The sequence below is a fragment of the Pseudomonas sp. 28 E 9 genome, from assembly GCF_900004785.1.
Lineage (GTDB): Bacteria > Pseudomonadota > Gammaproteobacteria > Pseudomonadales > Pseudomonadaceae > Aquipseudomonas > Aquipseudomonas orientalis_A.
Genome location: NZ_CVTK01000047.1, coordinates 172,801 through 197,888, shown reverse-complemented (window position 1 = coordinate 197,888; position 25,088 = coordinate 172,801). Strand labels below are relative to the sequence as shown.

24 protein-coding genes are annotated in these 25,088 nt (G+C 60.3%); 12 read left to right on the top strand and 12 right to left on the bottom strand.

The window, feature by feature from the left end; translation table 11 throughout:
* Positions 1 to 437 precede the first annotated feature (437 nt).
* Positions 438 to 1,187, bottom strand: a complete 750-nt coding sequence (gene lpxH / locus BFQ00_RS14915) for a UDP-2,3-diacylglucosamine diphosphatase (protein ID WP_065933945.1) — start codon at positions 1,185 to 1,187, stop codon at positions 438 to 440.
* On the bottom strand, positions 1,184 to 1,687 hold the full coding sequence (locus BFQ00_RS14910; protein WP_057721741.1) for a peptidylprolyl isomerase: 504 nt from the start codon (positions 1,685 to 1,687) through the stop codon (positions 1,184 to 1,186). The genes lpxH and BFQ00_RS14910 overlap by 4 nt, the downstream gene beginning before the upstream one ends.
* Positions 1,688 to 1,948: 261 nt before the next feature.
* Between BFQ00_RS14910 and BFQ00_RS14905 the strand changes: the two genes are divergently transcribed.
* Both BFQ00_RS14905 and cysS read left to right on the top strand, forming a co-directional pair.
* On the top strand, positions 1,949 to 3,649 hold the full coding sequence (locus BFQ00_RS14905; RefSeq protein WP_065933944.1) for a glutamine--tRNA ligase/YqeY domain fusion protein: 1,701 nt from the start codon (positions 1,949 to 1,951) through the stop codon (positions 3,647 to 3,649).
* 19 nt (positions 3,650 to 3,668) lie between these two features.
* Positions 3,669 to 5,051 carry a cysteine--tRNA ligase gene (cysS, locus tag BFQ00_RS14900; protein WP_065933943.1) on the top strand — a complete coding sequence of 461 codons (1,383 nt, stop codon included), beginning with the start codon at positions 3,669 to 3,671 and terminating at the stop codon, positions 5,049 to 5,051.
* 319 nt (positions 5,052 to 5,370) lie between these two features.
* Here cysS and BFQ00_RS14890 read toward each other — a convergent pair whose 3' ends face one another.
* The 10 genes from BFQ00_RS14890 to BFQ00_RS14845 form a co-directional block, all read right to left on the bottom strand.
* Complete coding sequence (locus BFQ00_RS14890; RefSeq protein WP_065933941.1) at positions 5,371 to 6,141, bottom strand: DUF4225 domain-containing protein; 771 nt, start codon at positions 6,139 to 6,141, stop codon at positions 5,371 to 5,373.
* The gene (locus BFQ00_RS14885) at positions 6,138 to 6,623 is read right to left on the bottom strand and encodes an Hcp family type VI secretion system effector (protein ID WP_065933940.1); all 486 of its coding nucleotides are present in this window, start codon (positions 6,621 to 6,623) and stop codon (positions 6,138 to 6,140) included. Before BFQ00_RS14885 ends, BFQ00_RS14890 begins: the two co-directional genes overlap by 4 nt.
* Before the next feature lie 194 nt (positions 6,624 to 6,817).
* Positions 6,818 to 7,153: a DUF6124 family protein gene (locus tag BFQ00_RS14880; RefSeq protein ID WP_065933939.1), complete on the bottom strand. Its 336-nt coding sequence runs from the start codon at positions 7,151 to 7,153 to the stop codon at positions 6,818 to 6,820.
* Positions 7,154 to 7,582: 429 nt separating this feature from the next.
* A complete protein-coding gene (locus BFQ00_RS14875) occupies positions 7,583 to 7,921 on the bottom strand; it encodes a Na+/H+ antiporter subunit G (RefSeq protein ID WP_065933938.1) in 339 nt (112 codons plus the stop codon).
* Positions 7,918 to 8,196 carry a K+/H+ antiporter subunit F gene (locus BFQ00_RS14870; RefSeq protein WP_010209507.1) on the bottom strand — a complete coding sequence of 93 codons (279 nt, stop codon included), beginning with the start codon at positions 8,194 to 8,196 and terminating at the stop codon, positions 7,918 to 7,920. Before BFQ00_RS14870 ends, BFQ00_RS14875 begins: the two co-directional genes overlap by 4 nt.
* Complete coding sequence (locus BFQ00_RS14865; protein ID WP_065884913.1) at positions 8,193 to 8,681, bottom strand: Na+/H+ antiporter subunit E; 489 nt, start codon at positions 8,679 to 8,681, stop codon at positions 8,193 to 8,195. The genes BFQ00_RS14870 and BFQ00_RS14865 overlap by 4 nt, the downstream gene beginning before the upstream one ends.
* Positions 8,678 to 10,360, bottom strand: coding sequence for a monovalent cation/H+ antiporter subunit D (locus BFQ00_RS14860; protein ID WP_065884914.1), 1,683 nt, complete (start codon positions 10,358 to 10,360; stop codon positions 8,678 to 8,680). The genes BFQ00_RS14865 and BFQ00_RS14860 overlap by 4 nt, the downstream gene beginning before the upstream one ends.
* Positions 10,357 to 10,701, bottom strand: coding sequence for a Na+/H+ antiporter subunit C (locus BFQ00_RS14855; protein WP_003192163.1), 345 nt, complete (start codon positions 10,699 to 10,701; stop codon positions 10,357 to 10,359). Before BFQ00_RS14855 ends, BFQ00_RS14860 begins: the two co-directional genes overlap by 4 nt.
* Positions 10,701 to 13,625 (bottom strand): monovalent cation/H+ antiporter subunit A, encoded by a 2,925-nt coding sequence (locus tag BFQ00_RS14850; RefSeq protein ID WP_065884915.1) that lies wholly within the window; start codon positions 13,623 to 13,625, stop codon positions 10,701 to 10,703. The genes BFQ00_RS14855 and BFQ00_RS14850 overlap by 1 nt, the downstream gene beginning before the upstream one ends.
* Positions 13,626 to 13,813: 188 nt before the next feature.
* Positions 13,814 to 14,743, bottom strand: a complete 930-nt coding sequence (locus BFQ00_RS14845; RefSeq protein WP_065933937.1) for a DMT family transporter — start codon at positions 14,741 to 14,743, stop codon at positions 13,814 to 13,816.
* A gap of 92 nt (positions 14,744 to 14,835) precedes the next feature.
* Between BFQ00_RS14845 and BFQ00_RS14840 the strand changes: the two genes are divergently transcribed.
* The 10 genes from BFQ00_RS14840 (at position 14,836) to BFQ00_RS14795 (ending at position 25,069) form a co-directional block, all read left to right on the top strand.
* A complete protein-coding gene (locus BFQ00_RS14840; protein ID WP_065933936.1) occupies positions 14,836 to 15,399 on the top strand; it encodes a helix-turn-helix domain-containing protein in 564 nt (187 codons plus the stop codon).
* A gap of 119 nt (positions 15,400 to 15,518) precedes the next feature.
* Entirely contained in the window at positions 15,519 to 16,655 is a 1,137-nt protein-coding gene (locus BFQ00_RS14835; RefSeq protein WP_130184034.1) for a hypothetical protein, read from the top strand.
* A 126-nt stretch (positions 16,656 to 16,781) separates the two neighbouring features.
* Positions 16,782 to 18,245, top strand: coding sequence for a hypothetical protein (locus BFQ00_RS14830; protein ID WP_139114993.1), 1,464 nt, complete (start codon positions 16,782 to 16,784; stop codon positions 18,243 to 18,245).
* A 196-nt stretch (positions 18,246 to 18,441) separates the two neighbouring features.
* Positions 18,442 to 19,638 carry an SfnB family sulfur acquisition oxidoreductase gene (locus BFQ00_RS14825; protein ID WP_065884920.1) on the top strand — a complete coding sequence of 399 codons (1,197 nt, stop codon included), beginning with the start codon at positions 18,442 to 18,444 and terminating at the stop codon, positions 19,636 to 19,638.
* Positions 19,639 to 19,650: 12 nt separating this feature from the next.
* On the top strand, positions 19,651 to 19,977 hold the full coding sequence (locus BFQ00_RS14820; protein WP_065933933.1) for an acyl-CoA dehydrogenase: 327 nt from the start codon (positions 19,651 to 19,653) through the stop codon (positions 19,975 to 19,977).
* A complete protein-coding gene (locus tag BFQ00_RS14815) occupies positions 19,977 to 21,410 on the top strand; it encodes an LLM class flavin-dependent oxidoreductase (protein WP_065933932.1) in 1,434 nt (477 codons plus the stop codon). Before BFQ00_RS14820 ends, BFQ00_RS14815 begins: the two co-directional genes overlap by 1 nt.
* 111 nt (positions 21,411 to 21,521) lie before the next feature.
* Positions 21,522 to 22,370, top strand: a complete 849-nt coding sequence (locus BFQ00_RS14810) for an acyl-CoA synthetase (RefSeq protein WP_065933931.1) — start codon at positions 21,522 to 21,524, stop codon at positions 22,368 to 22,370.
* Entirely contained in the window at positions 22,367 to 23,137 is a 771-nt protein-coding gene (locus BFQ00_RS14805) for an ABC transporter ATP-binding protein (RefSeq protein ID WP_065933930.1), read from the top strand. Before BFQ00_RS14810 ends, BFQ00_RS14805 begins: the two co-directional genes overlap by 4 nt.
* The gene (locus BFQ00_RS14800) at positions 23,137 to 24,018 is read left to right on the top strand and encodes a branched-chain amino acid ABC transporter permease (protein WP_065884925.1); all 882 of its coding nucleotides are present in this window, start codon (positions 23,137 to 23,139) and stop codon (positions 24,016 to 24,018) included. Before BFQ00_RS14805 ends, BFQ00_RS14800 begins: the two co-directional genes overlap by 1 nt.
* Before the next feature lie 4 nt (positions 24,019 to 24,022).
* Complete coding sequence (locus tag BFQ00_RS14795) at positions 24,023 to 25,069, top strand: branched-chain amino acid ABC transporter permease (protein WP_065933929.1); 1,047 nt, start codon at positions 24,023 to 24,025, stop codon at positions 25,067 to 25,069.
* Positions 25,070 to 25,088: the final 19 nt, after the last annotated feature.

Below are 25,088 nucleotides of genomic sequence, written 5' to 3'. Positions count from 1 at the left end.
CCAAGCCGCCGTTTGGCGCGAAAGCCGGGCCGGAAGCAAGCGGCCACTGATCCGAACGGATTGGAACGCAATCAACTGTGGGAGGGGGCTTGCCTCCGATGGCGGTGGGTCAGTCACAGATGCATCAACTGACACACCCTCATCGCGGGCAAGCCCCCTCCCACATTGGATGTGTGTTGTCAGGTATCAAGCGCCAGGCAGGGTCAACTGCGGATTGTTGCTGGTATGGCTGGCCAAGCCGCCGTTTGGCGCGAAAGCCGGGCCGGAAGCAAGCGGCCACTGATCCGAACGGATTGGAACGCAATCAACTGTGGGAGGGGGCTTGCCCCCGATGGCGGAGGGTCAGTTACAGATGTATCAACTGACACTCCCTCATCGGGGGCAAGCCCCCTCCCACAGTTTGATCTCTGTTCACATGGGATCAGTGGTGTTGCGGATCAAGCGCCGGGAAGGGCCAACTGCGGATTGACGAAGTCAAATGCCGCCAGTTGAAAGCCTTGCTCATCCACCTGCAACGCCCAGCCTTGCTTGTCCCAATCCCCCAGCACAATCCGCTTGGCCGCCTGGTCGCCAATCTGCAACTTATGAATGGCGGGGCGGTGCGTGTGGCCGTGGACCAGGGTGCGCACGCCGAATTGCTGCATCACTCGCGGTACTTCTTCGGCGGTGACATCGACAATGTCGTTGGCCTTCATGCGCGTCTGTGCACGGCTTTCGCTGCGCAGCTTTCGCGCCAGCTTGTGGCGTGTGCCCAGGGGCAGGTGGCGCAGGATAAACAGCACAACCGGGTTACGCAGGATGCGCCGCAGCTTCATATAGCCGAGGTCGCGGGTGCAGAGGCTGTCGCCGTGCATCAGCAGCACGGGCTCGCCATAAAACTTCACGACACTCGGGTCCTTGAGCAAGCTGGCGCCTGCGGCTTTGCAGAACGCCTTGCCGATCAGGAAATCGCGGTTGCCGTGCATGATGAAAATCGCGGTGCCGCTGTCGCTCAGTTCGCGCAGCGCGTCACAGATGGAGCGCTGGAACGCGGTCATCCCATCGTCGCCAATCCAGGCTTCGAAGAAGTCCCCCAGAATGTACAACGCCTGGGCACCACGGGCGCGGCCATGGAGCAGATCCAGAAACGCCCGGGTAATGTCCGGGCGCTCCTCTTCCAGATGCAAGTCTGAAATCAGCAATATCACCCAACGATCTCGGCTTTCTCGACGATGACGTCTTCGGCTGGAACGTCCTGGTGACCGGCTTTGGACGTGGTGGACACGCCTTTGATCTTGTCGACGACGTCCTGGCCTTCGGTGACTTTACCGAATACGGCGTAACCCCAGCCCTGCACGTTCTTGCCGCTGTGGTTGAGGAAAGCGTTGTCGGCCACATTGATGAAGAACTGCGCGGAGGCCGAATGCGGCTCCATGGTACGGGCCATGGCGACAGTGTACTTGTCGTTGGAAAGGCCGTTGTCCGCTTCGTTCTGGATGCTTGGGCGCTTGTCTTTCTTCTCTTTCATGCCTGGCTCGAAACCGCCGCCCTGGATCATGAAGTTGCCGATGACACGGTGGAAAACGGTGTTTTCGTAGTGGCCGGCGTTGACGTACTCGATGAAGTTAGCGACGGTGATCGGCGCTTTCTCGGCGTTCAACTCGATGACGATGTCACCGTGATTGGTGGTCAGTTTGACTTGAGTCATGTTCACTACTCTTTTCAGGGAATTCGTGGGTTTGAGTGCCTGGGGCACCTTACCTGTCTGGCTTAAACGACGGCCAAGGCGCGCAGTTTAGCGTGCCCCGCAGGAATTTCGAGGTGGTTTTTTACCGCCCCGGCCATAAAAGCAGTAATTAAACAGCAGTTTTCGGTCCCGGCCTGTCAGTGTCTTGACTGCATCGGCTATTATGAGCCCTTTGTTTTATCTGGCCCCACCCGGCCACGAACCTGTCTGTTCAAGGATCCTATGAGCAAGCCCACTGTCGACCCTACCCCGAATGCCAAGGCCGGACCTGCCGTCCCGGTCAACTTCCTGCGCCCGATCATCCATGCGGACCTGGATTCGGGCAAGCACACGCAGATCGTCACCCGTTTCCCGCCAGAGCCCAACGGCTACCTGCACATCGGTCACGCCAAGTCGATCTGTGTGAACTTCGGTCTGGCCCAGGAGTTCGGTGGCGTCACGCACCTGCGTTTCGACGATACCAACCCGGCCAAGGAAGACCAGGAATACATCGACGCCATCGAAAGCGACATCAAGTGGCTGGGCTTCGAGTGGTCCGGTGAAGTGCGCTATGCCTCCAAGTATTTCGACCAGTTGTTCGACTGGGCCGTCGAGCTGATCAAGGCCGGCAAGGCCTACGTCGACGACCTGAGCCCGGAACAGGCCAAGGAATACCGTGGCACCCTGACCGAGCCGGGCAAGAACAGCCCGTTCCGCGACCGTTCGGTGGAAGAGAACCTGGACTGGTTCAACCGTATGCGCGCCGGCGAATTCCCCGACGGCGCCCGCGTACTGCGCGCCAAGATCGACATGGCCTCGCCAAACATGAACCTGCGCGATCCGATCATGTACCGCATCCGCCATGCCCACCACCACCAGACCGGTGACAAGTGGTGCATCTACCCCAACTACGACTTCACCCACGGTCAGTCGGACGCCATCGAAGGCATCACCCACTCCATCTGCACCCTGGAGTTCGAGAGCCATCGTCCGCTGTACGAGTGGTTCCTGAGCAACCTGCCGGTGCCGGCCCAGCCGCGCCAGTACGAATTCAGCCGCCTGAACCTGAACTACACCATCACCAGCAAGCGCAAGCTCAAGCAACTGGTGGATGAAAAGCACGTGCATGGCTGGGACGACCCGCGCATGTCGACTCTGTCGGGCTTCCGCCGTCGCGGCTATACCCCGGCATCGATCCGCAATTTCTGCGACATGGTCGGCACCAACCGCTCCGACGGCGTGGTCGACTTCGGCATGCTCGAGTTCAGCATCCGCCAGGACCTCGACGCCAATGCCCCGCGCGCCATGTGCGTGCTGCGTCCGCTGAAAGTCGTGATCACCAATTACCCGGAAGATCAGGTCGAAAACCTCGAACTGCCGCGTCATCCGCAGAAGGAAGAACTCGGCGTGCGCAAGCTGCCGTTCGCCCGTGAAATCTACATCGACCGCGATGACTTCATGGAAGAGCCGCCAAAAGGCTACAAGCGCCTGGAGCCGAACGGCGAAGTGCGCCTGCGCGGCAGCTACGTGATTCGTGCCGATGAAGCGATCAAGGACGCCGACGGCAACATCGTCGAACTGCGCTGCTCGTACGACCCCGACACCCTGGGCAAGAACCCTGAAGGCCGCAAGGTCAAGGGCGTGGTCCACTGGGTGCCGGCCGCTGCCAGCATCGAGTGCGAAGTGCGTTTGTACGATCGTCTGTTCCGTTCGCCGAACCCCGAGAAGGCCGAAGACAGCGCCAGTTTCCTCGACAACATCAACCCTGACTCCCTGCAAGTGCTCACCGGTTGTCGTGCCGAACCCTCTTTGGGCGACGCACAGCCGGAAGACCGGTTCCAGTTCGAGCGCGAAGGTTACTTCTGCGCGGATATCAAGGACTCCAAACCTGGTCGGCCGGTATTCAACCGTACCGTGACCTTGCGTGATTCGTGGGGCCAGTGATTCTGTTTAAGGAACTGTCGTGCTAACGATCTACAACACACTCAGCAAGACCAAAGAAGTCTTCAAGCCGCTGGATGGCAACAAGGTGCGCATGTACGTGTGCGGCATGACCGTGTACGACTACTGCCACATCGGCCACGGCCGCAGCATGGTTGCCTTCGACCTGGTGACCCGCTGGTTGCGGTTCAGCGGCTATGACTTGACCTATGTGCGCAACATCACCGACATCGACGACAAGATCATCAACCGCGCCAATGAAAACGGCGAGTCGTTCGACGCGCTGACCGAGCGCATGATCGCCGCGATGCACGAGGACGAGGCGCGCCTCAACATCCTCAAGCCGGACATGGAACCGCGCGCCACGGACCACATCCCTGGCATGCACGCGATGATCCAGACCCTGATCGACAAGGGCTACGCCTACGCCCCGGGCAATGGCGACGTGTACTACCGCGTCGCCAAGTTCATGGGCTACGGCAAGCTGTCGCGCAAGCGGATCGAAGACCTGCGCATCGGCGCACGCATCGAAGTCGACGAAGCCAAGCAGGACCCGCTCGACTTCGTGCTGTGGAAAGCCACCAAGCCCGGCGAGCCGAGCTGGGAGTCGCCGTGGGGTGCCGGGCGTCCGGGCTGGCACATCGAATGCTCGGTGATGTCCACCTGCTGCCTGGGCGAGACCTTCGATATTCATGGCGGCGGCAGCGACCTGGAATTCCCGCACCACGAAAACGAAATCGCCCAGAGCGAAGCCGCCACCGGCAAGACCTACGCCAACGCCTGGATGCACTGCGGCATGATCCGCATCAATGGCGAGAAGATGTCCAAGTCCTTGAACAACTTCTTCACCATTCGCGACGTGCTGGAAAAGTACCATCCGGAAGTGGTGCGGTATTTGTTGGTGTCGAGCCACTACCGCAGCGCCATCAACTACTCGGAAGACAACCTCAAGGACGCCAAGGGCGCCCTGGAGCGGTTCTACCATGCGTTGAAAGGCTTGCCCGCAGTGGCCCCGGCCGGCGGCGAAGCCTTCGTGGCACGCTTCACCGAAGTCATGAACGACGACTTCGGCACCCCCGAAGCCTGCGCCGTGTTGTTCGAGATGGTGCGTGAGATCAACCGTTTGCGCGAGAGCGATCTCGACGCAGCGGCAGGTCTGGCGGCGCGTCTGAAAGAGCTGGCCAGCGTGCTGGGCGTGTTGCAGATGGAGGCGGATGACTTCCTGCAGGCCGGCGCTGAAGGGCGGGTGGATGCGGCGCAGGTGGACGCGCTGATTCAGGCGCGTTTGGCTGCTCGGGCTGGTAAAGACTGGGCGGAATCCGACCGTATCCGTGACCAACTGACCGCCATGGGCGTGGTGTTGGAAGACGGGAAGGGCGGGACGACGTGGCGGCTGGCTGACTGACCGTTGATAGCAACAGGCTGAATGAAAAACGCCCCGACTGGTTTGGGGCGTTTTTTGAGGAGCAAAAAAAGATGCCCCTTAACGTTTCCACCACCAATTTAAGTCCTGCTTGACTGGAAATGCACTAGCGTGCAGAAAGAAGCAAATAAGCGCTAGCCACCCAATAAAAATATGCTCATCGATTATGTCTGGCCTATATCCTAGGAACGGGAACTTGTTGAGGTACGCGATTTGGAAATGCAGAGCCATAGCTAGCATGTTTGGAATTAGTCCAAGAAATAGCTTGGTGTATCCTAAGGTTTCACTGGAAAGTAATACTCTAAGTGAGAATGCACAGGCCACGCCAAGTATGGATAATGTCGGGAAGATCCAGGCGATCATTTTTTTGCTCTTCGTAAAGCTGATTTATTGTAATTCCATTTATAACCGCTTCAGCTCCCAATGAACTTGGGCTCATTATTTTATAAGCTCGCACACGGTCCGCGTCTAGGTATCTGAACAAGCGCCAAGCGTCAGGCTTCAGCACGTACCTCACAATACTGTAGGCGGATAATCCAATATCTACGGCGCCATAAGCCATGTTTGCCTCTCGCTCTCCGTGACCGGCGGCGAAGGCGACTGATTGATACATGGCACGAACCGGTCCGACGGTGTCTGATTGTCCTGTTGCTAGGTTACGTCCGCCTTCATATAAATTATTAGCACCGTGCGCCATCAATGGCACCCCTGCGATGAGGCAGAGCGTACCCACCGAGGCGTAGCAAATTCCAGCGCCTGCGGCGATCTGAAGTGCCCCCGCAACAACTCCAACTCCTTTTTGTGCGATTTCTTTTGACTGATCCAGCAAGCTACGCTGCTCTTTTTTTATCTCAATAAGCCCCTCTGCGACTGTCTTTTTTCCCTGCTCTACATCGTTAACAATACTGCGAGCGTAATAGGCCACTTCCCGATTGAATATCGAACGATTAACGCCATCCTGTAGATGTCGGGCACTTATTGCGCACGCATGATTGGTCAGTTTTGCAGCGGCTTGGCTGACTATCCCCAAGTCATAGAAAGTAGGCGTTTGATTTTTGTTCTTTGAGTTCATCGCCCGCTTTCCCATGAGCCATAGCCGCTGGTCCCCGCGATGTGATGTGTCCAGATAATTTCCCGATAACGAATCGCCAGATGTTCTTGTGCGTCTACATCATTCAGGAGTACGGAATGGGGAACATCTACGGTCAGGCTGGCAATGATGCAGCCCCTTATATCGACGGTGTAGTATTTTTCGTGCCGACCAAACTGTGAAATTCGATAGAAGTTGATGACGCAGTTCAGTTCTTCTCTGTTGGATAACGCCACGGCTAGCAAGGGCGAGGATTTATCAATGCTTTTTGTGATGACCACCGGGCCATGAGTGGAAGCTCTGACATTGCCGGTGTTGAGCATATTGTGGTTGAAGGACATCACCATGATTTCGTCTCGATGCCCTTCCTGACACTTGTTGCCAATGGAGTCTTGAGTTGAGCAGCCAGCCGAAATCAGGCCTTGAGATTTTCCGTTAATGGACATGTAGCCGTGGTTAGCCATGGACGTTGGTATCCTGATTCATTCGCCATAAACATACGGAAAAATGTAAATAGGAAATATCGGATGTTTCGCCTTTTATCGTGCGAGCGGGATGTAGGATTATTCGGGTTTGTGTGAGAAGAAAAACGCCCCGTTATGCTGGGGCGTTTTGCTGGGGTTGTGCGAGCGAAGGTAATGACGGCATTCGTCGCCTACTATTTTTCAATTCCCGCGCAATGCTCATTCAGTGCTTCATTCACCAGAAGCTGGATGGTTTCCACCATTCGGCAAATCCCTAGTGCCACGCAGCGTGGTGTGCCATCAATCTCAAAGGCTAAATGACTAGCCAATGCCTGAACCGACGCAAGATCCTCCGACGCGTTGATCAGCAGCGTCTCGACGTCTAATCCTTCGCGTACGGTAAACAAACCATGATCCTCAACAGATGGCTCTGGTTTTTCAGACGGGTTCAGGTAGTGATTGATTGCTCGATGAGCGGCAGTGTGAAATGCGGTTGAATCTGACGGTGGATTCGGACTGTCTTTAATCATGGCGAAGCTCCCAGAGTATTGGAGTCACCTAGAGTTTAATCGGGCTGCGAAACCCGGTCGCTGAATGTGCAGCGACCGCCGAAGATTAGGCAGCTATCTTCCGGGTGACAACCCTAAAACGCTGTCGGAAATTTCCGCCTGAACCTCATGCTTGACTTGAGCTGTTCGGCGGGACGCGGAGCGTCCCAGGCGGCATTACCACGTGGAGCGTGGGAAAGATCAGATATCTCTTCCCACGACCACGCGCGGGCGGATGATGCCGAACTGGCAGAATTGGCCGAGCGAATCCGATCTTTCGCCTAGTACAGTTCCAAATGTGGGAGGGGGCTTGCCCCCGATAGCAGTGGATCAGTCAGTTCATCGGTAACTGACCCACCGCCATCGGGGGCAAGCCCCCTCCCACAGTTTTGACCATGTTCTCTACAGGAATCAGCGGCGGCTGCTGACTTCGGCGGGCACATCATCTCCGGCCATGCGCTTGCGGAACAACGCCGTGCGCGCCAGCAGCAGGGTGGTCACCGGCACGGTGATCGACAGCAGAATCGGAATCAACCACCCGTGCAGCACCGGCCCGGACTTGAGTACCGAAAAGTAGATGATCGATGCCAACGCCACACACCACGCACCCAGCGTCGAGGCCAGCGCCGGTGGGTGCATGCGCTGGAAAAAATCCTTCATGCGCAACAACCCGAGCGCCCCTATCAGCGCAAACAGGCTGCTCAGGACCAGCAGCAAACCGACAACGGCTTCCATCCATAACGGCATCATTCAATCACCTCCCCACGCAACAGGAATTTGGCCAGGGCGAACGAGCCGACAAAGCCGAACAGTGCAATCAGCAGCGCCGCTTCAAAGTAGGTGTCACTGGCATAACGGATGCCCAGCACCAGCATCATCAGCATCGCCAGGATGTACAGATAATCCAGCGCGAGTACCCGGTCCTGGGCAGACGGGCCTTTGAACAGGCGGATCAACGTCAGCACCATCGCCAGTGAGAACAGGAACAGGCTCAACAGGATCGCATTGGAGAGCAGGGCGCTCATTCGAAGATCTCCATCAGGGGCCGTTCGTAGGCGGATTTGAAATGCTCGATAAATTGCGCCTCATCGTCCAGGTCGAACACATGCAGCAGCAGGACGCTGCGGTCCAGCGCCAGTTCCGACCAGATCGTGCCGGGGATTACCGTCGTAATCATCGACAGCGCCGCGAGGCCGTTGGGGCTGCGCAGGTCGATGGGGATCTTGATGAAGCGCGCGCGCGGCGGGCGTGAGCCGCAGGTCAACACGCCCCAGGCCACTTGCAGGTTGGAGACAATCACGTCGCGCCCCACCAGCAGAAACAGGCGCAGGATCACGCCGGGACGGCGCAGGCTGATCGGTTGCGGGCGCAGTGGCGCCATCATCAGCGGCGCCAGCACGCCCAGCAATGCACCGAGCAACAGGTTGCCGGGGCTCATGGACAGGTTCAGCACCAGCCACAAACCCAGCAGGGCCAGGGACAACCACGGGGCGGGAAACAGGCGCTTCATGGTTGCACCTCCAGGGCGGCTGCCTGGGCTTCGGGGCTCGGCACCGGGCGCGTCGCCATCACCGCCATCACGTAGCTTTCCGGATTGTTCAGGCTCTTGGCGGTGGCCAGCGTGTAGCGCATCAGTGGCTCGGCCTTGAAGGTCAGCGCGATGCTCAGGCCCAGCAGCAGGAAGATCGGCACACATTCATAGCGGCGCAGCAGGGGCGAGGGCCGTTCTTCCGGGGTCCAGAAACGCTGGATGCCAAGCCGGGCGAAGGCAATCAGCGAGGCCAGCCCCGACAGGATCAACAGCGCCACCAGGCCCCAGGCCGCCGGGCGGATGGGTTCATCCACCGCGTTGCCCAGGCCCAGCGGATTGACCAGCGCATGCAGCAGGCTGAGCTTGCCGATAAACCCGGACAGGGGCGGCATGCCGATGATCAGCAGCGCGCAGGCAATAAAGCTCAGGCCCAGGAACGCCATGGTCCAGGGGATCACCTGGCCGATCACGGCTTTCTGTTCATCGTCGAGGTTGACGCCGGGCCGTGGATGCAGGGATTCCATGGCCTTGGGCAGGGCGTCGATTTCCTCGTCCAGCGGCAGGTCATTGGCCGAGCGCGAGCGTTCGATCAATTCCGCCAGTAAAAACAGCGCGCTCAACGCCAGGGTGGAGCTGACCAGATAGAACAGCGCCCCGGCCGTCAGGCTGGGCTGGGCAAACCCCACGGCCGACAGCAGGATGCCGGCCGATACCAGGATGCTCAGGCTCGCCATGCGTTCCAGGCGTTGCGCCGCGAGCATTGCCAGCGCCGCGCAGAGGATGGTCGCCATGCCGCCGTACACCAGCCAGTCACCGCCAAACAACGCCGAAGCGCCGGCCTGGCCGGAAAACAGCAAGGTCCACAGGCGCAGCACGGTGTACACGCCGACTTTGGTCATGATCGCGAACATCGCCGCCACCGGCGCGCTGGCCGATGAGTAAGCGGGCGCCAGCCAGAAGTTCAGCGGCCACATGCCGGCCTTGGCCAGGAACGCGGTGGCCAGGATCGCCGCGCCGGCGTGCAGCAGGCCGCGATCGGCCTCGGGCACCAGCGGGATTTTCAGCGCCAGGTCAGCGAAGTTCAGCGTGCCGGTCACCCCGTAGATCATCGCCGCGCCAATCAAAAACAGCGACGACGCCAGCAGGTTGATCGCGATGTAATGCAACCCCGACGATACTCGGGCGCGGCCGGAACCGTGCAGCATCAGGCCGTAGGAGGCCGCCAGCAACACCTCGAAGAACACGAACAGATTGAACAGGTCGGCGGTGAGGAAGGCACCGTACAGGCCCATCATCTGCACCTGGAACAGCGCATGGAAACTGGTGCCGGCACGGTCCCAGCGGGCCATGGCGAACAACAGCGCGCTGACGCCGATGATCCCGGTCAGCACCAGCATCAGCGCTGACAGCTGATCCACCACCAGCACGATACCGAACGGCACTTGCCAGTTGCCCGGCAGGTACACACCGATCGAGCCCGGGCCGCCTTGTTGTGTCCAGTACAGCAGCAATACGGCGATGCCCAGGCCGATGATGCTGGAGAACAGATTGATCCTGGCTTTGAGCGGGCGGCGTTTTTCGCCGAGCATCAGCATCAGCGCCGCGGTCAGTAACGGCAGCAGGATCGGCGCAACGATCAGTTGGTTGACCCAATTCATTCCTTGGGCTCCCGGCCGTCCACATGGTCAGTACCGGTCAGGCCCCGTGAAGCCAGCAGCACCACCAGGAACAGCGCGGTCATGGCGAAGCTGATCACGATGGCCGTGAGCACCAGCGCCTGGGGCAGGGGGTCGGTGTAGTTGAGCAGGTCTTGCGGCACGCCGTCCTTGATGATCGGCTCCTTGCCGATAAACAGGCTGCCCATGCTGAAAATGAACAGGTTGACCCCGTATGACAACAGGCACAGGCCCATCACCACCTGGAACGTCCGTGGGCGCAGGATCAACCAGACGCCGGAGGCCGCCAGGACCCCAATGGCAATTGCAATGACTTCTTCCATCAGGCGGCAGCTCCTTGTGGGTTGACGACGGCTTTGGGCTGGTTGCTCGGTTTATGCGCGCGCACCGACTGGTGGCCGAGGGCGGTGAGCATCAGCAGGGTCGAGCCGACGACCATGGCGTAGACGCCGACATCGAAGAACAGCGCGCTGGCGACATGGATGTCGCCCAGCACCGGCAAGCTCAAATGCCAGGTATGGGTGGTGAGGAACGGGTAGCCGGCAAACAACGCGCCGAGCCCGGTGAGCGTTGCCGCCAACAGGCCGAAGCCCATCCAGCGCATCGGCCGCAGGCTCATCTGCGCCTCGACCCACTGCGTGCCGGCCACCATGTATTGCAGGATAAACGCCACCGACATCACCAACCCGGCGACAAAACCGCCGCCCGGCTGGTTATGGCCGCGCATGAACAGGTAGAACGACACCACCATCGCGATCGGCAACAGCAGGCGTACCAGCACCGCCGGCACCATCATGAAGCCCAGGGCGGTGTCGCTGGCCTGGCGCGGGTTGACCAGGTCGGTGGCCACGTCCGGCGCCAGCTGGCGCTGTTGCGGCGGCAGTTCCATGCTTTCTTTCGACGGGCGGAAGCGCCGCAGCAGGGCATACACGGTCAGCGCCACGGCGCCGAGCACGGTGATTTCGCCAAGGGTATCGAAGCCGCGGAAGTCCACCAGCATTACGTTCACCACATTGCTGCCGCCACCCTCGGGCAGGGCGCGGCTGAGGTAGAACGAGGAGATATCGTTGGGGGTCTGGCGTGTCAGCATCGCGTAGGACAACAGCGCCATGCCGCCGCCCACCACGGTGGACAGCAGGAAGTCGCGCACCCGCCGAATCCGCGCCTTGCGCAGCGTGTTGGGCAGTGGCGACACCTCTTCGATCCGCCGTGGCAGCCAGCGCAGGCCGAGCAGGATCAACACGGTGGTGACCACTTCCACCACCAGTTGCGTCAAGGCCAGGTCCGGCGCCGAGAACCACACGAAGGTAATGCACGTCATCAGGCCGCACACGCTGACCATGGTCAGGGCTGCCAGCCGGTGATACTTGGCCTGCCAGGCGGCGCCCAGTGCGCAGGCAATCGCCAGCACCCACAGGGTGACGAACACGACGGAGCCGGGGATCTTCGGCCGGTCACCCCAGGTCAGGCCGCTGTTGAGCATCGGGATCAGGGCGCCGATCACCGCCACGGTCACCAGCAGGAACAATTGGGTTTGCAGGCGCTTGGTGCTGATGCGTTTTTCGATCTTGCGCACCCCGCGCATCATCACCACCAGGCAACGCTCGAAGCCGCGCTTGCCGTTGAAGTAGCCAATCAGCGGCGGATAGGTGAAACGGCCACGCTTGAGTTGCTTGCGCAGCATCAGGTACAGCACCACACCGCCGGACATCGCCACCAGGCTCATGATCATCGGCGCGTTCCAGCCGTGCCAGATCGCCAGGCTGTATTCAGGCAGCGCGCCGCCCACCACCGGCAAGGCGGCGGCGGCCAGGATCGAGCCGACCATCTGCGCCGGGAAGATACCCACCAGCAGGCAGGTGAACACCAGCAGTTCAACCGGTGCGCGCATCCAGCGTGGAGGTTCGTGGGGGGTGTGCGGCAGGTCGGTCGCCGGTGGGCCGAAGAACACGTCCACGGTGAACCGCAATGCATAGGCCACGCTGAAGGTGCCGGCGATGGTCGCGATCACGGGCAGCATGACTTCCACCCATTTTGTCGACGAGATGAATACGGTTTCGGCGAAGAACATCTCTTTGGACAGGAAGCCATTGAGCAACGGCACGCCGGCCATCGAGGCGCTGGCCACCATCGCCAGGGTCGCGGTGAACGGGATCAGGCGCACCAGCCCACTGAGCTTGCGGATGTCCCGCGTGCCGCTTTCGTGGTCGATAATGCCCGCCGCCATGAACAGCGAGGCCTTGAAGGTGGCGTGGTTGAGGATATGGAACACTGCCGCGACGGCGGCCAGCGGGCTGTTGAGGCCCAGCAGCAGGGTGATCAGCCCGAGGTGACTGATGGTGGAGTAGGCCAGCAGGCCCTTGAGATCGTTCTGGAACATGGCGCAGTAGGCGCCGAGGAGGAGGGTGAGCGCGCCGGCACCGCCGACGATCCAGAACCACTCTTCGCTGCCGGACAGCGACGGCCACAGGCGGGCCAGCAGGAACACGCCGGCCTTCACCATCGTCGCCGAGTGCAGGTAGGCCGAAACCGGTGTCGGCGCGGCCATGGCGTGGGGCAGCCAGAAGTGGAAGGGGAACTGTGCGCTTTTGCTCAGGGCGCCGATCAGCACCAGGGCCAGCATGACCGGGTACAGCGAATGCGCGCGAATCTGATCGCCCGCCACCAGCACCTGGTCCAGGTCGTAGCTGCCGACGATGTGCCCCAGCAGCATCACCCCGGCCAGCAGGCACAAACCCCCTGCGCCGGTGACCATCAGCGCCATGTACGCACCCCGTCGCGCATCGGCGCGGTGGTGCCAGTAACCGATCAACAGGAAGGAAAACAGGCTGGTCAGTTCCCAGAAAAACACGATCTGGATCAGGTTGCCGGAAATCACCAGCCCGAGCATGGCGCCCATGAAGGCCAGGAAAAACGCGAAGAACCGCGGCACCGGATCGTCCGGCGACATGTAGTAACGCGCATACAACGCCACCAGCGTACCGATACCCAGCACCAGCATCGAGAACAGCCAGGCGAAGCCATCCAGGCGCAGCACGAAGTTCAGGCCGAGGCTGGGCAGCCACATGAACTCTTCACGGATGACGCCACCGTGGGCGATCTGGGGGTAGAGCAGGGCGACTTGAACGGTGCCGACCAGAGCCACCAGGCCGGCCAGCAGGGATTCGCTATTACGTGCATTGTGCGGCAGCAAGGCCGCCAGACAGCTGCCAATGAATGGCAGAAGCAGTAGAACTATCAGGGACATAGGCTTCTAATCTGCGGGAGTTTGGGATGCATCATACGTGCCGCTTTCGCGATCACCAAACGGCAAGATGTGGCAGGATCCTACAAGGGAGCAGTAAAGCAGCTACAAGTGGCAAGCTGCAAGCCGCAAGCTACAAGCCGAACGCCTGCCTCTTGCAGCTTGTGGCTTGCAGCTTGTAGCTCAACACATCACCCCCGATTTTCCTGCTCGACCGCGTCCTGCACATCGCCAGTTTTCGAGCTACTCCTCTTCAACTCACTCACAATCACCGCCACTACAATCAACACCGCGCCTGCCATCGCGATCGGCGGGAAGCGCTCGCCGGCAATCCGCCCGACCACGCCGGCCCACACCGGCTCGCCGGCATAGATCAAGGTGGCCCGGGTCGGCGATACACTCTGCTGCGCCCAGTTCATCGCCACCTGGATTACCGCACTGGTCAGGCCCAGGCCCACCGCGCTGAACAACAGCAGCCAGGAAAAGCCCGGCAACGGCTCGCCCATCGGCACCACCATCAGGAATGACAGCAGCGACGCCGTGGCCAGTTGCACCACGGTCACCCGCCGCACATCCACTTGCCCGGCAAAAGCGCTGATCAGAATGATTTCGGCGGCAATCGCCACGGCACCGATCAGCGTGGCGATTTCACCGGCGCTGAAATTCAGCGACGCACCGGCCGGGCCGGTCAACAGCATCAACCCGGCAAACGCCAGCATAATGCCGATGCTCGGCATCAACCCCGGGCGCCGACCCAGCACCAGCCACTGCAACAACGGCACGAAGGGCACATAGAGCGCGGTGATGAACGCCGACTGGCTGCTCAGGATCGTCTGCAGGCCAATGGTCTGCAAGCCGTAGCCGAACATGATCGCCACGCCGATGAACACCCCGGCCTTCAACTCGAACAGCGTCAGGTCGCGTAGCGTACGCAGGGAGAAGAAGCCGACCACAATGGCCGCTGCCGCAAAGCGCAGGCCCACGAAAAACATCGGCCCGCTGACGCTCATGGCATGCTGCACCAACAAGAAGGTGCCGCCCCAGATCATGGTGATGACCACCAGGATGCATTCGGCTTTGCTGAAGCGATTGAAACGCGAAGGGGAGTTCGGGGCAGTCATGGCGGCTCGGTCTTGCAAGGGAAAGGCACGGACCGCACAATGCGCCGCACGCTGGGCAGTATACTGCGCACACCTACCCATTGAGCAATATAGTGCACAAAGAAAATCCACACCGGGCTTCGGTCCTGCAACACGTCAGCCAGAACGTTCGGCGCCTGCGCCATGCCGCCGACCTGAGCCAGACCGCGCTTGCGGAAAAATCCGGGGTCAGTCGGCGCATGCTGGTGGCCATCGAGGCCGGCGAAAAGAACGTCAGCCTGTCCACCCTGGACCGTGTGGCCGAAGCGCTGGAGGTGGCGTTCAGCGATTTGATCCAGGCGCCGGACGCCGGCGACCACAGTCGCATCAACGAACTGGCCTGGGCGGGTGATATCCCCGGCAGCAAAGCCGTGTTGCTGGCCAAGGCCACGGCGCGGCGTGAAGTCGAACTGTGGGAGATGCGCCTGGAGCCGGGTGATCGCTATCGTCCGGAACCTGATCCGCAAGGCTGGAGCGTGCAGGTCTTTGTGTTCGAAGGCTGTTTGACCCTGACGTTGGATGGCACGAGCAAACACATAGCGGCGGGTGAGTTCTTTATGTTTTCCAGCGATCAAACCCACGTCTATTGCAATGATGGCGTCGTGGCTGTTCGGTTTGTTCGCAATGTGGTGATTTGAAGCAACACCGAAAGCTCTGTCGCGATTCTCGGATTAGTCATCGCGACGTCCCAAGTTGGGTGCATTACTTTTTTCCCGAGTTCTCCAAATGGAGAACACTGGAATAAGGGGAGATGCCCATGGCTGTAAGCCCACTTGGTATGACCAGACCGCCTTCGCCGTTAGATAATGATGCGTCATTAATCAATACGCACGCCAGTCCGGTCAAGTCCAACAGTGAGTGCCCGCCACACTGGCGTAGCTGGGAGGCTGAGCATGTGGTCGGCGCAGAAGAAAAGAAACGGGCCACGTTCGCCACACCTTTACGGTATCGCAACTACCGCGAGGATAAAGGCGTCAATCTCCCTCCCGTTGATAGAACCGCCCTGGCCCGAGCCCCATTGTGCTCAAAAAAATCCGCCGATAAATACAACATGCCTCAAGTAGGGCTCGTCTCCGAGGCCGGCTTGGAAACACGCATCGCTCGCTATACGCACAATCAGGTGCTGCCTGATTTCATCTACAATTTTTTTACGCAGGCTGACGACAAAAAGTTCCTCGCTTTCCGGCAACACCCCGAGCAGTTTCCAGTAACGCCGTTCACTTCGCAGGGCGGCATCGTATTGATGCCCAATACGCGATACATAGAAAAATATCCCGAGATTTTTCCAGAGCCCTTGAACTTGAGCGCCCGCACTCGTGATACCGGCGGCTTTGCGCTGGTGGGATACTGGATACCACCTGATCTGTTTGAACATCGCCAGGCGTTTCAAGAGATTTTCAAAAATCCCATGAATACCGGTGAGGGTGTGAATGTGCGCGAACGTGTAGGCGAATATGAAAGACGTACAAACCGCACGTTTTTGGTGAATCCCATCGACGTGAAAAAAGAACACCTTGGCCTGCTTAAATCCTTTAAGGAAGTGAGCATGCGTTCCATCGAGCAGGTTTACGGTTATCAGCCGGGCAAGGACACTGTGCAAATATATTTGCACAGCCCGATCTACGGAGACTCAACCGCCGGCCTGCATATTCATGTGCGCGTGAATCAGCGGCTTCCGGCAGGTGAGGCCGACGCCGGCAGTATCGCACTGGATAAAATTATTGACGTGCTGGAGGACAAGGCGTTTGGCAGCGGCACTATCAAGGGCAAAGTGTTGGAGATGATGCCTAGAACGCGCTCGGGACTTTGGGTGTCGTTTAATTCGGCTTCGAATAAAAAACAGTTTGAAGGGATTCCTGTTACCTATGTTTCCAATCCATGGAAGCAACCTTGAAAAAGTAAATACAGCATGGGTCGGGTCAGTAATTGAATGCTGTGCTGATATTGGAATCCCCTTCGCCGACCTTGAGTGGGTGAAGCGATCGTTAGAATGTGTTTATTTCATGCAGAGGTCATGGCTATGTTAGTTTCTTCCACGTCACCGTCATTGGTTCCTTATATCTCGACGACCGCGCCTTCGAGTACATCAACAACCAACACCGATACAGAGCGCGCTCGCGGGACGATGCCGAAGGCACCCGTCAACCTCTCGGGTGGAGTGCCCGTGGAGCGCAGCAGTAATGGGATTTTATTCACGCGTGATGCCCAGTTTATCGAACATGATAATGAGCTATATCGCGTAAAAAACCCTTACTACACCAATTACGTCGCCGCTGAAGAAGTGGTAATGGGTAATCTGTTCTCGATGACCGGCTTGGGCGCGCCCAAGATGATGCTGTGCAATGGTTGTGAAGGTTTTTTTGACTTTAATAAAACCACCAGAGGGGACTTTTCCGCGAATGCGGACTTATCAAAATTTGCGTGTGTTGCGTCCAAGGTCGAGCCGAGCTTCAAGGACCTCGGTACATTCCTGTTAGATACCAAGGTGATGCCTGAATTACTCAAGGCCGAAGGTGAAAAGTCGCTCGTCAGCGCGCCAGCCGTCAAGAAAGTCATCGATTCCTATCATGCGCTCGTTCAGTCCTATAACAAAGCGGACAGCCGTCTCGAAGATATTTATCAAGCTTTTCCTGACGGCCAGCATCGGCAGGCGCCGGGCGTGCTGGATAAAGTAAAGGCTGAAAACCTGATCAAGTTTTCGGTGCTGGAGAAACTCAATGACTTGCTGCCGCCAGAACTCAAGCAGGAACAGCAGCAGCACTACTTTGCCTCGCGGTTGATTAATAACTGGGATTACCTGAATTTTTCATTTTGCAATTTTGGTTATTTTCAACCCGACACGGCCAAAGACCAATACAGGGGCATGACGGTTGATTTTGGCGGGAGCGGGACGTTGGGATTTGGCGGGCTTTCCAAGGCGGAGAGCTTTGAACGTGCAACCCAGGGCGCGCGCCCGGAAAATCCGTTGCAATCGACCAGCTTGTTCGAGCGCAAGGATTCCACCTTCTCCAGCGATTTTCCGCCCTCGCTGACGGGCATCAGCACCATCCCGCGCAGCAGGCCGCTTCTTTCCACCATCAAGGATATGGTCAAGACCGAAAACGATATTTATGAGGCCAAAAATATCCAGAGCCACGAAAAGGCGCTTGGGCCTGCTCTTGAAGTGGCCTACAGATTATCGGTATTGCCCGAGCCCGCACTCCAGCAATTTTTTACCGAAAACTGGGTGGCGGGCGGTCAGGACTTCCCGTACCGCGACAAGAGCCCGGAACACAATGTCGGCACACAACAAATGACCACCATCATGGCCGACAGGAAGAACGCCTTTATCGATCAATTCGGGCGGCGAAATATTGAACGCTGGGAAGCCAATAACCCTGAGCGCGCAGCACAGGCGAGGGCTGAGGTGGAGCATGCGGTCAATAGCGTGGTCGAGGGCAAGTATGAGGTCAGACCCCTTGGCGCTGGTAGCCAGACCATCTGACGCGGCGTGTTGCAGGCTTTCCATAAAACGCCGCCCGGTTCAGCTGTTGGTAGCGCAACAGCAATTGAACATTTTGCTGCCCGGAGATCGCGAAAAACAGCGCTTGTTTCTACAGCCTGTTGATTTTCAGGGTGATTTATAAACGGCACGACTCCTGCAAAGGCTCTGTTATTCATTCGGAGCCTGGAGTCGGCCCATGTCAGCCCACCCTCAACACTCAGCCCATATCATCCGCTCGGACGCGGAAGCCATCGAGGTCGCCACGCGGCTGGCGGCGCGGTTTGCCCTGGAGGCCAGCGAGCGCGACCGTGAGCGGCGCCTGCCGGTGGCGGAACTCGACGAGTTCTCTGCCAGCGGCCTGTGGGGCATCACCATTCCTAAAGCCTACGGCGGCGCCGAGGTTTCGTATGTGACCGTGGCCGAGGTGATCAAGCTGATCTCCGCCGCCGACCCGTCACTGGGGCAGATTCCGCAGAACCATCTCGGCGTGGTGGATATCCTCCTGCAAACCGGCACCGAGGAGCAGAAGCGCCACTACTTCGGCAAGGTGCTGGCGGGCTATCGCTTCGGCAATGCCTTTTCCGAAGCCAAGAGCAAAAACGCCGGTACGTTCGACACGCAGATTCGCATCGACGGCGACTTCGCCCGCGTTGACGGCGAGAAGTTCTACTGCACCGGCGCGTTGTTTGCGCACATCGTGCCGACCGTCGGCAACAACGAGCACGGGCAGGCGCTGATTGCCTTTATCGAACGCGATGCGCCCGGCCTCACGGTGATTGACAGCTGGGACGGCTTCGGCCAACGCACCACCGCCAGTGGTGGCGTGACCCTCGACGGTGTGAGCGTGCCCTTGAGTGCGGTCATCCCCGCACACCTGGCGTTTGATCAACCCACCGCCGACGGCCCGATCTCGCAGATTATCCAGGCCGCAGTCGATACCGGCATTGCGCTGGGCGCGCTGGAGCAGGCGAAGATTCACGCCCGCCAGGCACGGCCCTGGATCGACAGCCAGCAGGATCACGGCTGGCAAGACCCATTCACCATTGCCGCCATCGGCGATCTGGCGTGGCGCGTGCACGGCACCGAAGCGATTCTCGCCAAGGCGGGCAGGGCGGTCGACCTGGCCCTCGCCGAACCGACTGAAGACACCGTCGCCAACGCCTCGCTGATCGTCGCCCAGGCCAAGGTGCTGTCCGCCGAAACGGCCTTGCTCGCCAGCAGCAAACTCTTCGAGCTGGCCGGCACTCGCTCGGTCACCGGCAAGCACAACCTCGACCGTTTCTGGCGTAACGCGCGCACCCACACCTTGCACGACCCGGCGCGCTGGAAATACCACCTGATCGGCAACTTCGTGCTCAACGGCGTGAAGCCCGCACGCCATGCCTGGAACTGAGGACCCTCACCCATGACTGCACTGAAACATGCGCGCCAACTGCTGGAAACCACCCGCCGCTTTGTCGAGCGCAGCGACGACCCTTACGTGATCAGCCGCTTCGGCGATTTGCAGATTCGTGTCGACGTGGCTGCGGCCCTGTTCGAGCGCGCCGAAACCGACCCGAGCCCGGTGGCTGTCACCGAGGCACAGATCGCCGCCGCCGAAGCCCTTATCGCCGCCAGCAATGCGCAGTTCGAATTGACCGGCCACCGCACCGCGCTGCCGTCGCCGCTTGATGACCCGCTGCGCGTGAAATACCGGATCGTCGGCAACTACCACCTCAACGGAGTGCTTTGATGTCTCGCGAAATTCGCCTGAATGCCTTCGACATGAACTGTGTCGGCCACCAGTCTCCCGGCCTGTGGGCGCACCCCCGGGACCGTTCCTGGCAGTACAAGGACCTGGAATACTGGACGGACCTGGCGAAGATCCTCGAGCGCGGCAAATTCGACGGGCTGTTCATCGCCGATGTGCTGGGCATCTACGACGTCTACAACGGCAATGGCGACGCGGCGATCCGCCAGGCGACGCAAGTGCCGGTCAATGATCCGCTGTCGCTGATCGCACCGATGGCCCTGGTCACCGAGCACCTGGGGTTCGGCCTGACGGCGTCGCTGTCCTTCGAGCATCCGTACCCGTTCGCGCGCAGGCTCTCCACCCTCGACCACCTGACCAAGGGCCGGGTCGGTTGGAACATTGTCACCTCCTATCTGGAAAGCGGCGCCAGGAACCTTGGGCAAAAAGCCCAGACCGAACACGATGCACGCTATGACTATGCCGAGGAATACCTGCAGGTTTGCTACAAACTCTGGGAAGGCAGCTGGGAAGAGGGCGCGGTAGTGCGCGACCGCGAGCGCCGGGTGTTCAGCGACCCGCGCAAGATCCACGAGATTCGTCATGTGGGCAAACACTTCCAGGTGCCCGGCATCCACCTGTGCGAACCCTCGCCGCAGCGCACGCCGGTGCTGTACCAGGCCGGCGCCTCCAGCCGTGGCAAGCAATTCGCCGCCGAACAGGCCGAGTGCGTGTTCGTGGCCGCGCCGTCCAAGGTGCTGCTGAAAAAGACCGTCGCCGATATTCGCCGGCGTGCGGCCGAGGCGGGGCGCGATCCGCGCAAAATCCTGATTTTCAACCTGCAGACGGTGATCGTCGGCGAGACCGACGCGCAGGCCAAGGCCAAGTTCGATGACTATAAGTCCTATGTCAGCTACGAAGGCGCGATGGCGCTGATCTCCGGCTGGACCGGTATCGATTTCAGCCAGTTCAAACCCGACGAGCCGCTCAAGCATGTGCACACCAACGCCATCCAGTCGGCGGTGGAAGCCTTTTCCACGGCCGATCCCGACAAGGTCTGGACGCCGAATGAACTGGCCAACTGGGTTGGCATCGGCGGCTTCGGCCCGCTGTTTGTCGGCGGCCCGCAGACGGTGGCGGACCTGCTGCAGGAGTGGGTCGAAGAGACCGATGTGGACGGCTTCAACCTGGCGTATGCGCTGACCCACGAGACCTTTGTCGACGCCGTGGAGTGGCTGGTGCCGGAGCTGCAGAAGCGTGGCGTGTACAAGACCGAATACGCCCAGGGCACGTTGCGCGAGAAGCTGTTTGGCGAGGGCCCGAGATTGGGCGCCAATCACCCCGGCGCCGGCTACCGCGACCTGTCCGGTTCACACAAAACCCCTGTGGGAGGGGGCTTGCCCCCGGTAGCGGTGGGTCAGTCAACAGTGGTTTAACTGACATACCGCTATCGGGGGCAAGCCCCCTCCCACATTTGCCCTGTGTCGTTTTGAACATTTCAGCCAGCGGACCACCGCACGCTCAAACATCCAATAGGAGTCATCCCTATGAGCGTGCTCGAACCCAAAGCCGCCCTGGAACGCCTGCACCACTGGGCGCAGCTCACACCCTTGCAGGTTGCCCTGCGCCACAAACGCCAGGGCCAATGGCATGCCTGGCGCTGGATCGATGTGTTGCGTGACGTCGAACGCGCGACTGATGGCTTGCGCCAGCAAGGCTTCAGCGAACAGTCGCGGTTGGCGCTCAGCGGCGCATTTGAGCCGAACCTGCTGTTGCTGGCGCTGGCCGCCCAATCCGTGGGCGGGCAGGTGCTGACGCTGGCCGATAATCTGGAGCCGCCAGCCCTGGAGCAACAGCTCTGGCGCCTCCACCCCAGCCACGCCTGCGTCCAGGGTCGGCAAGCCGATTGGGCATTCACCCAGCGCGTGGACTTCGCTCAACTGATCGGCCCGTCCGACCCGGCGCAACGCCTGCAACGCTGGTGGCAGCCCGGCGCTGAAACCGTGCTGTGGAGCGAGGAGGGCACCCAGTGGCAAGGCGGTCTCGCCGTGGTGCTGGAGCAATGGCTCAACAGCGGCCACGGCCTGGCGTTTCCGGAAACCCTGGCCTCGGCGCGACGCGATCGCAGCGAAGTCGCCCCCACTGGTCTGCTGCTGTCACCCGAGCGTTTGCAGTACCTGGCCGACGAGATCGAAAGCCGCCTCGCCGCCCACGGCACCTGGCGCCGACGCCTGTGTGAATGGGCCATCGCCCATCCACAGGGCGGTCTGCGCCGGTTGCTGAAAAACCGTGTGCGCAAGCTGCTCGGGTTTCAGCGCCTGGGCTATATCTGGCAGCCGCTTAAAACCACCGCCGAGCCAACCTGGCTGGCCGAATTAAAACGGGACATTGCATGAGCCAGGCCATTTTGCAGGTGCGCGATATTTCGCTGTCGTTCAAGGGCGTCAAGGCGATCAATGCGCTGTCGTTCGAGGTGCGGCGCGGCGAGATCTGCGCGCTGATCGGCCCCAACGGCGCGGGCAAGAGCTCGTTGCTCAATGTGCTCAACGGTGTCTACCGTTTCGATGCCGGTGAGATTGTGTTCGAGGCCCAACACTTGCAGCGGATCGACCCGCTGGGCGCCGCCCGCAGAGGCATCGGCCGTACGTTCCAGAACAATGCGCTGTTCAAGAAAATGAGCGTGCTCGACAACGTCCTCACCGGCCTGTCGCGGCATATGCGCAGCCACCTGATCGAACAGGCCCTCGGCCTGCCCCGCGCGCGGCGTGAAGCCGAGGCGTTTCGCCTGCGCGGGCAGGGCATCCTTGAGTTTCTTGAGCTGCAAGCCCATCGCGATGTGCTGGTGGGCAACCTGTCCTACGGTCTGCAAAAGCGCGTGGAGTTGGGCCGTGCGCTGATCGCCGGGCCCAGTCTGTTGCTGCTCGACGAACCCATGGCCGGCATGAACGCCGATGAGAAACAGGACATGGCGCGCTTCGTCGCCGACGTGAATCGCGACCTGGGCACCACCGTGGTGTTGATCGAACACGACATGGGCGTGGTCATGGGCCTGTCCGACCATGTGGTGGTGCTCGACTACGGGCGCAAAGTCGGCGACGGTACGCCGGCCCAGGTACAGGCCAACCCCGACGTGATCGCGGCCTATCTGGGAGCGGTGCACTGATGATCTCTTTCTTCGAAACCCTGCTTGGCGGTTTGCTTGCCGGCACCCTGTACTCGCTGGTCGCCATCGGCTTCGTGCTGATCTACAAGGCCAGCGGCGTGTTCAATTTCGCCCAGGGCGCGATGCTGCTGTTTGCCGCGCTGACCTTCGTCAGCCTGCACGACCAGGGCGTGCCGTTTGCCCTGGCGTTGCTGCTGACGGTGGTGGTGATGAGCGTCGGCGCCTTGCTCATCGAGCGGCTGGTCCTGCGCCCGCTGGTGAACCGCTCGCAGATCACCCTGTTCATGGCCACGCTGGGCCTGTCGTTCATCATCGAAGGCCTGGCCCAGGGCCTGATGGGCTCGCAGGTCCGTGCGCTGGACCTGGGCATCGACGACGTGCCGCTGTTTGTCGGCCCGCTGATGCTCAGCCAGTTCGACCTGATCGCTGCGGCGGCTGCCGTGGTGCTGGTGAGCATCCTCGCGCTGCTGTTCAACAAGACCCGCATCGGTGTATCGCTGCGCGCGGTGGCGGATGACACCACGGCGGCGCTGTCCATCGGCATCAACCTCAATCGGATCTGGCAGATCGTCTGGGCGGCGGCCGGCATCGTCGGGCTGGTCGCCGGGCTGTTGTGGGGCGCGCGCCAGGGGGTGCAGTTCTCGTTGTCGCTGGTGGTGCTCAAGGCCTTGCCGGTGTTGATTATCGGCGGCTTCACCTCGATAGGCGGGGCGATTGTCGGCGGGCTGATTGTCGGTGCCGCCGAGAACCTCGCCGAGGTGTACATCGGCCCGTTGATCGGCGGCGGTATCACGCCGTGGTTCGCCTATGTATTGGCGCTGGCCTTCCTGTATATCCGTCCCGCCGGCCTGTTCGGCGAGCGTGCCATCGAGCGAGTCTGAAACCATGTCGATTCCCATTGTTCAAACCGCGCCGCTCTTGCTGGTACAGCGCCGCGTTCCCTGGGGCCTGCTCGGTCTGCTGGCCCTGGCCTTTGTCGTGGTGCCGCTGTGGAGCAACGACTATTGGCTCAATGCGATCCTGATCCCCTTTCTGGTGCTGTCCCTGGCCGGGCTGGGCTTGAACCTGCTGACCGGCTACACCGGGCAAACGTCGGTGGGCGCGGCGGGCTTCATGGCGGTGGGCGCGTTCGCCACCTACGGGTTCTTGCTGCGCCTGCCCGAGCTGGGCTTGCCGGTGGCGCTGCTGGGCGGCGGAATTATCAGCGCCTTGGTGGGCCTGTTGTTCGGCCTGCCCAGTTCGCGGATCAAGGGCTTCTACCTGATGGTCACGACGCTGGCGGCGCAGTTCTTTCTCGAGTGGCTGTTCGTCAAGTTCCCCTGGTTCTATAACTATGGCTCGTCCGGGACCATCTCCGCACCGCAGCTGACGCTGTTGGGTCACGACCTCAACACGCCGCTGGGCCGCTACTGGCTGACCCTGGTCACGGTACTGCTGTTGACCTGGACCTCCGTCAACCTGGTGCGCAGCCAGGTCGGGCGCAACTGGATGGCGATCCGCGACATGGACACCGCCGCCGCCGTGGTCGGCATCCCGGTGGTGCGCTACAAGCGCCTGGCGTTCGCGGTCAGCTCGTTCTACTTAGGCATTGCCGGTGCGTTGTGGGCGTTCGCCTACCTGGGCACGGCCAGCGCCAGCAGCTTCGATATCAACCGCTCGTTCCAGATCCTGTTCATCATCATTATCGGTGGCATGGGCAGCATTGCCGGCAACTTCGTGGGCGCGGCCTTCATCAGCCTGCTGCCGATCCTGCTCAGCCACGCCGGGCAGGCGCTGTTCGGCGGCTCGGTCGATGCGGGGCAGTTGCAGAACCTGCAGAAAATCATTTTTGGCGTGTTGATCATCGTGTTCCTGATCAAGGAACCCGAGGGCTTGATTCGCCTGTTGCAAACCCTGCGTGACCGTCTGCGGCAGTGGCCGCTGCGTTTCTAACCTTTGCTCAAGAGAACTT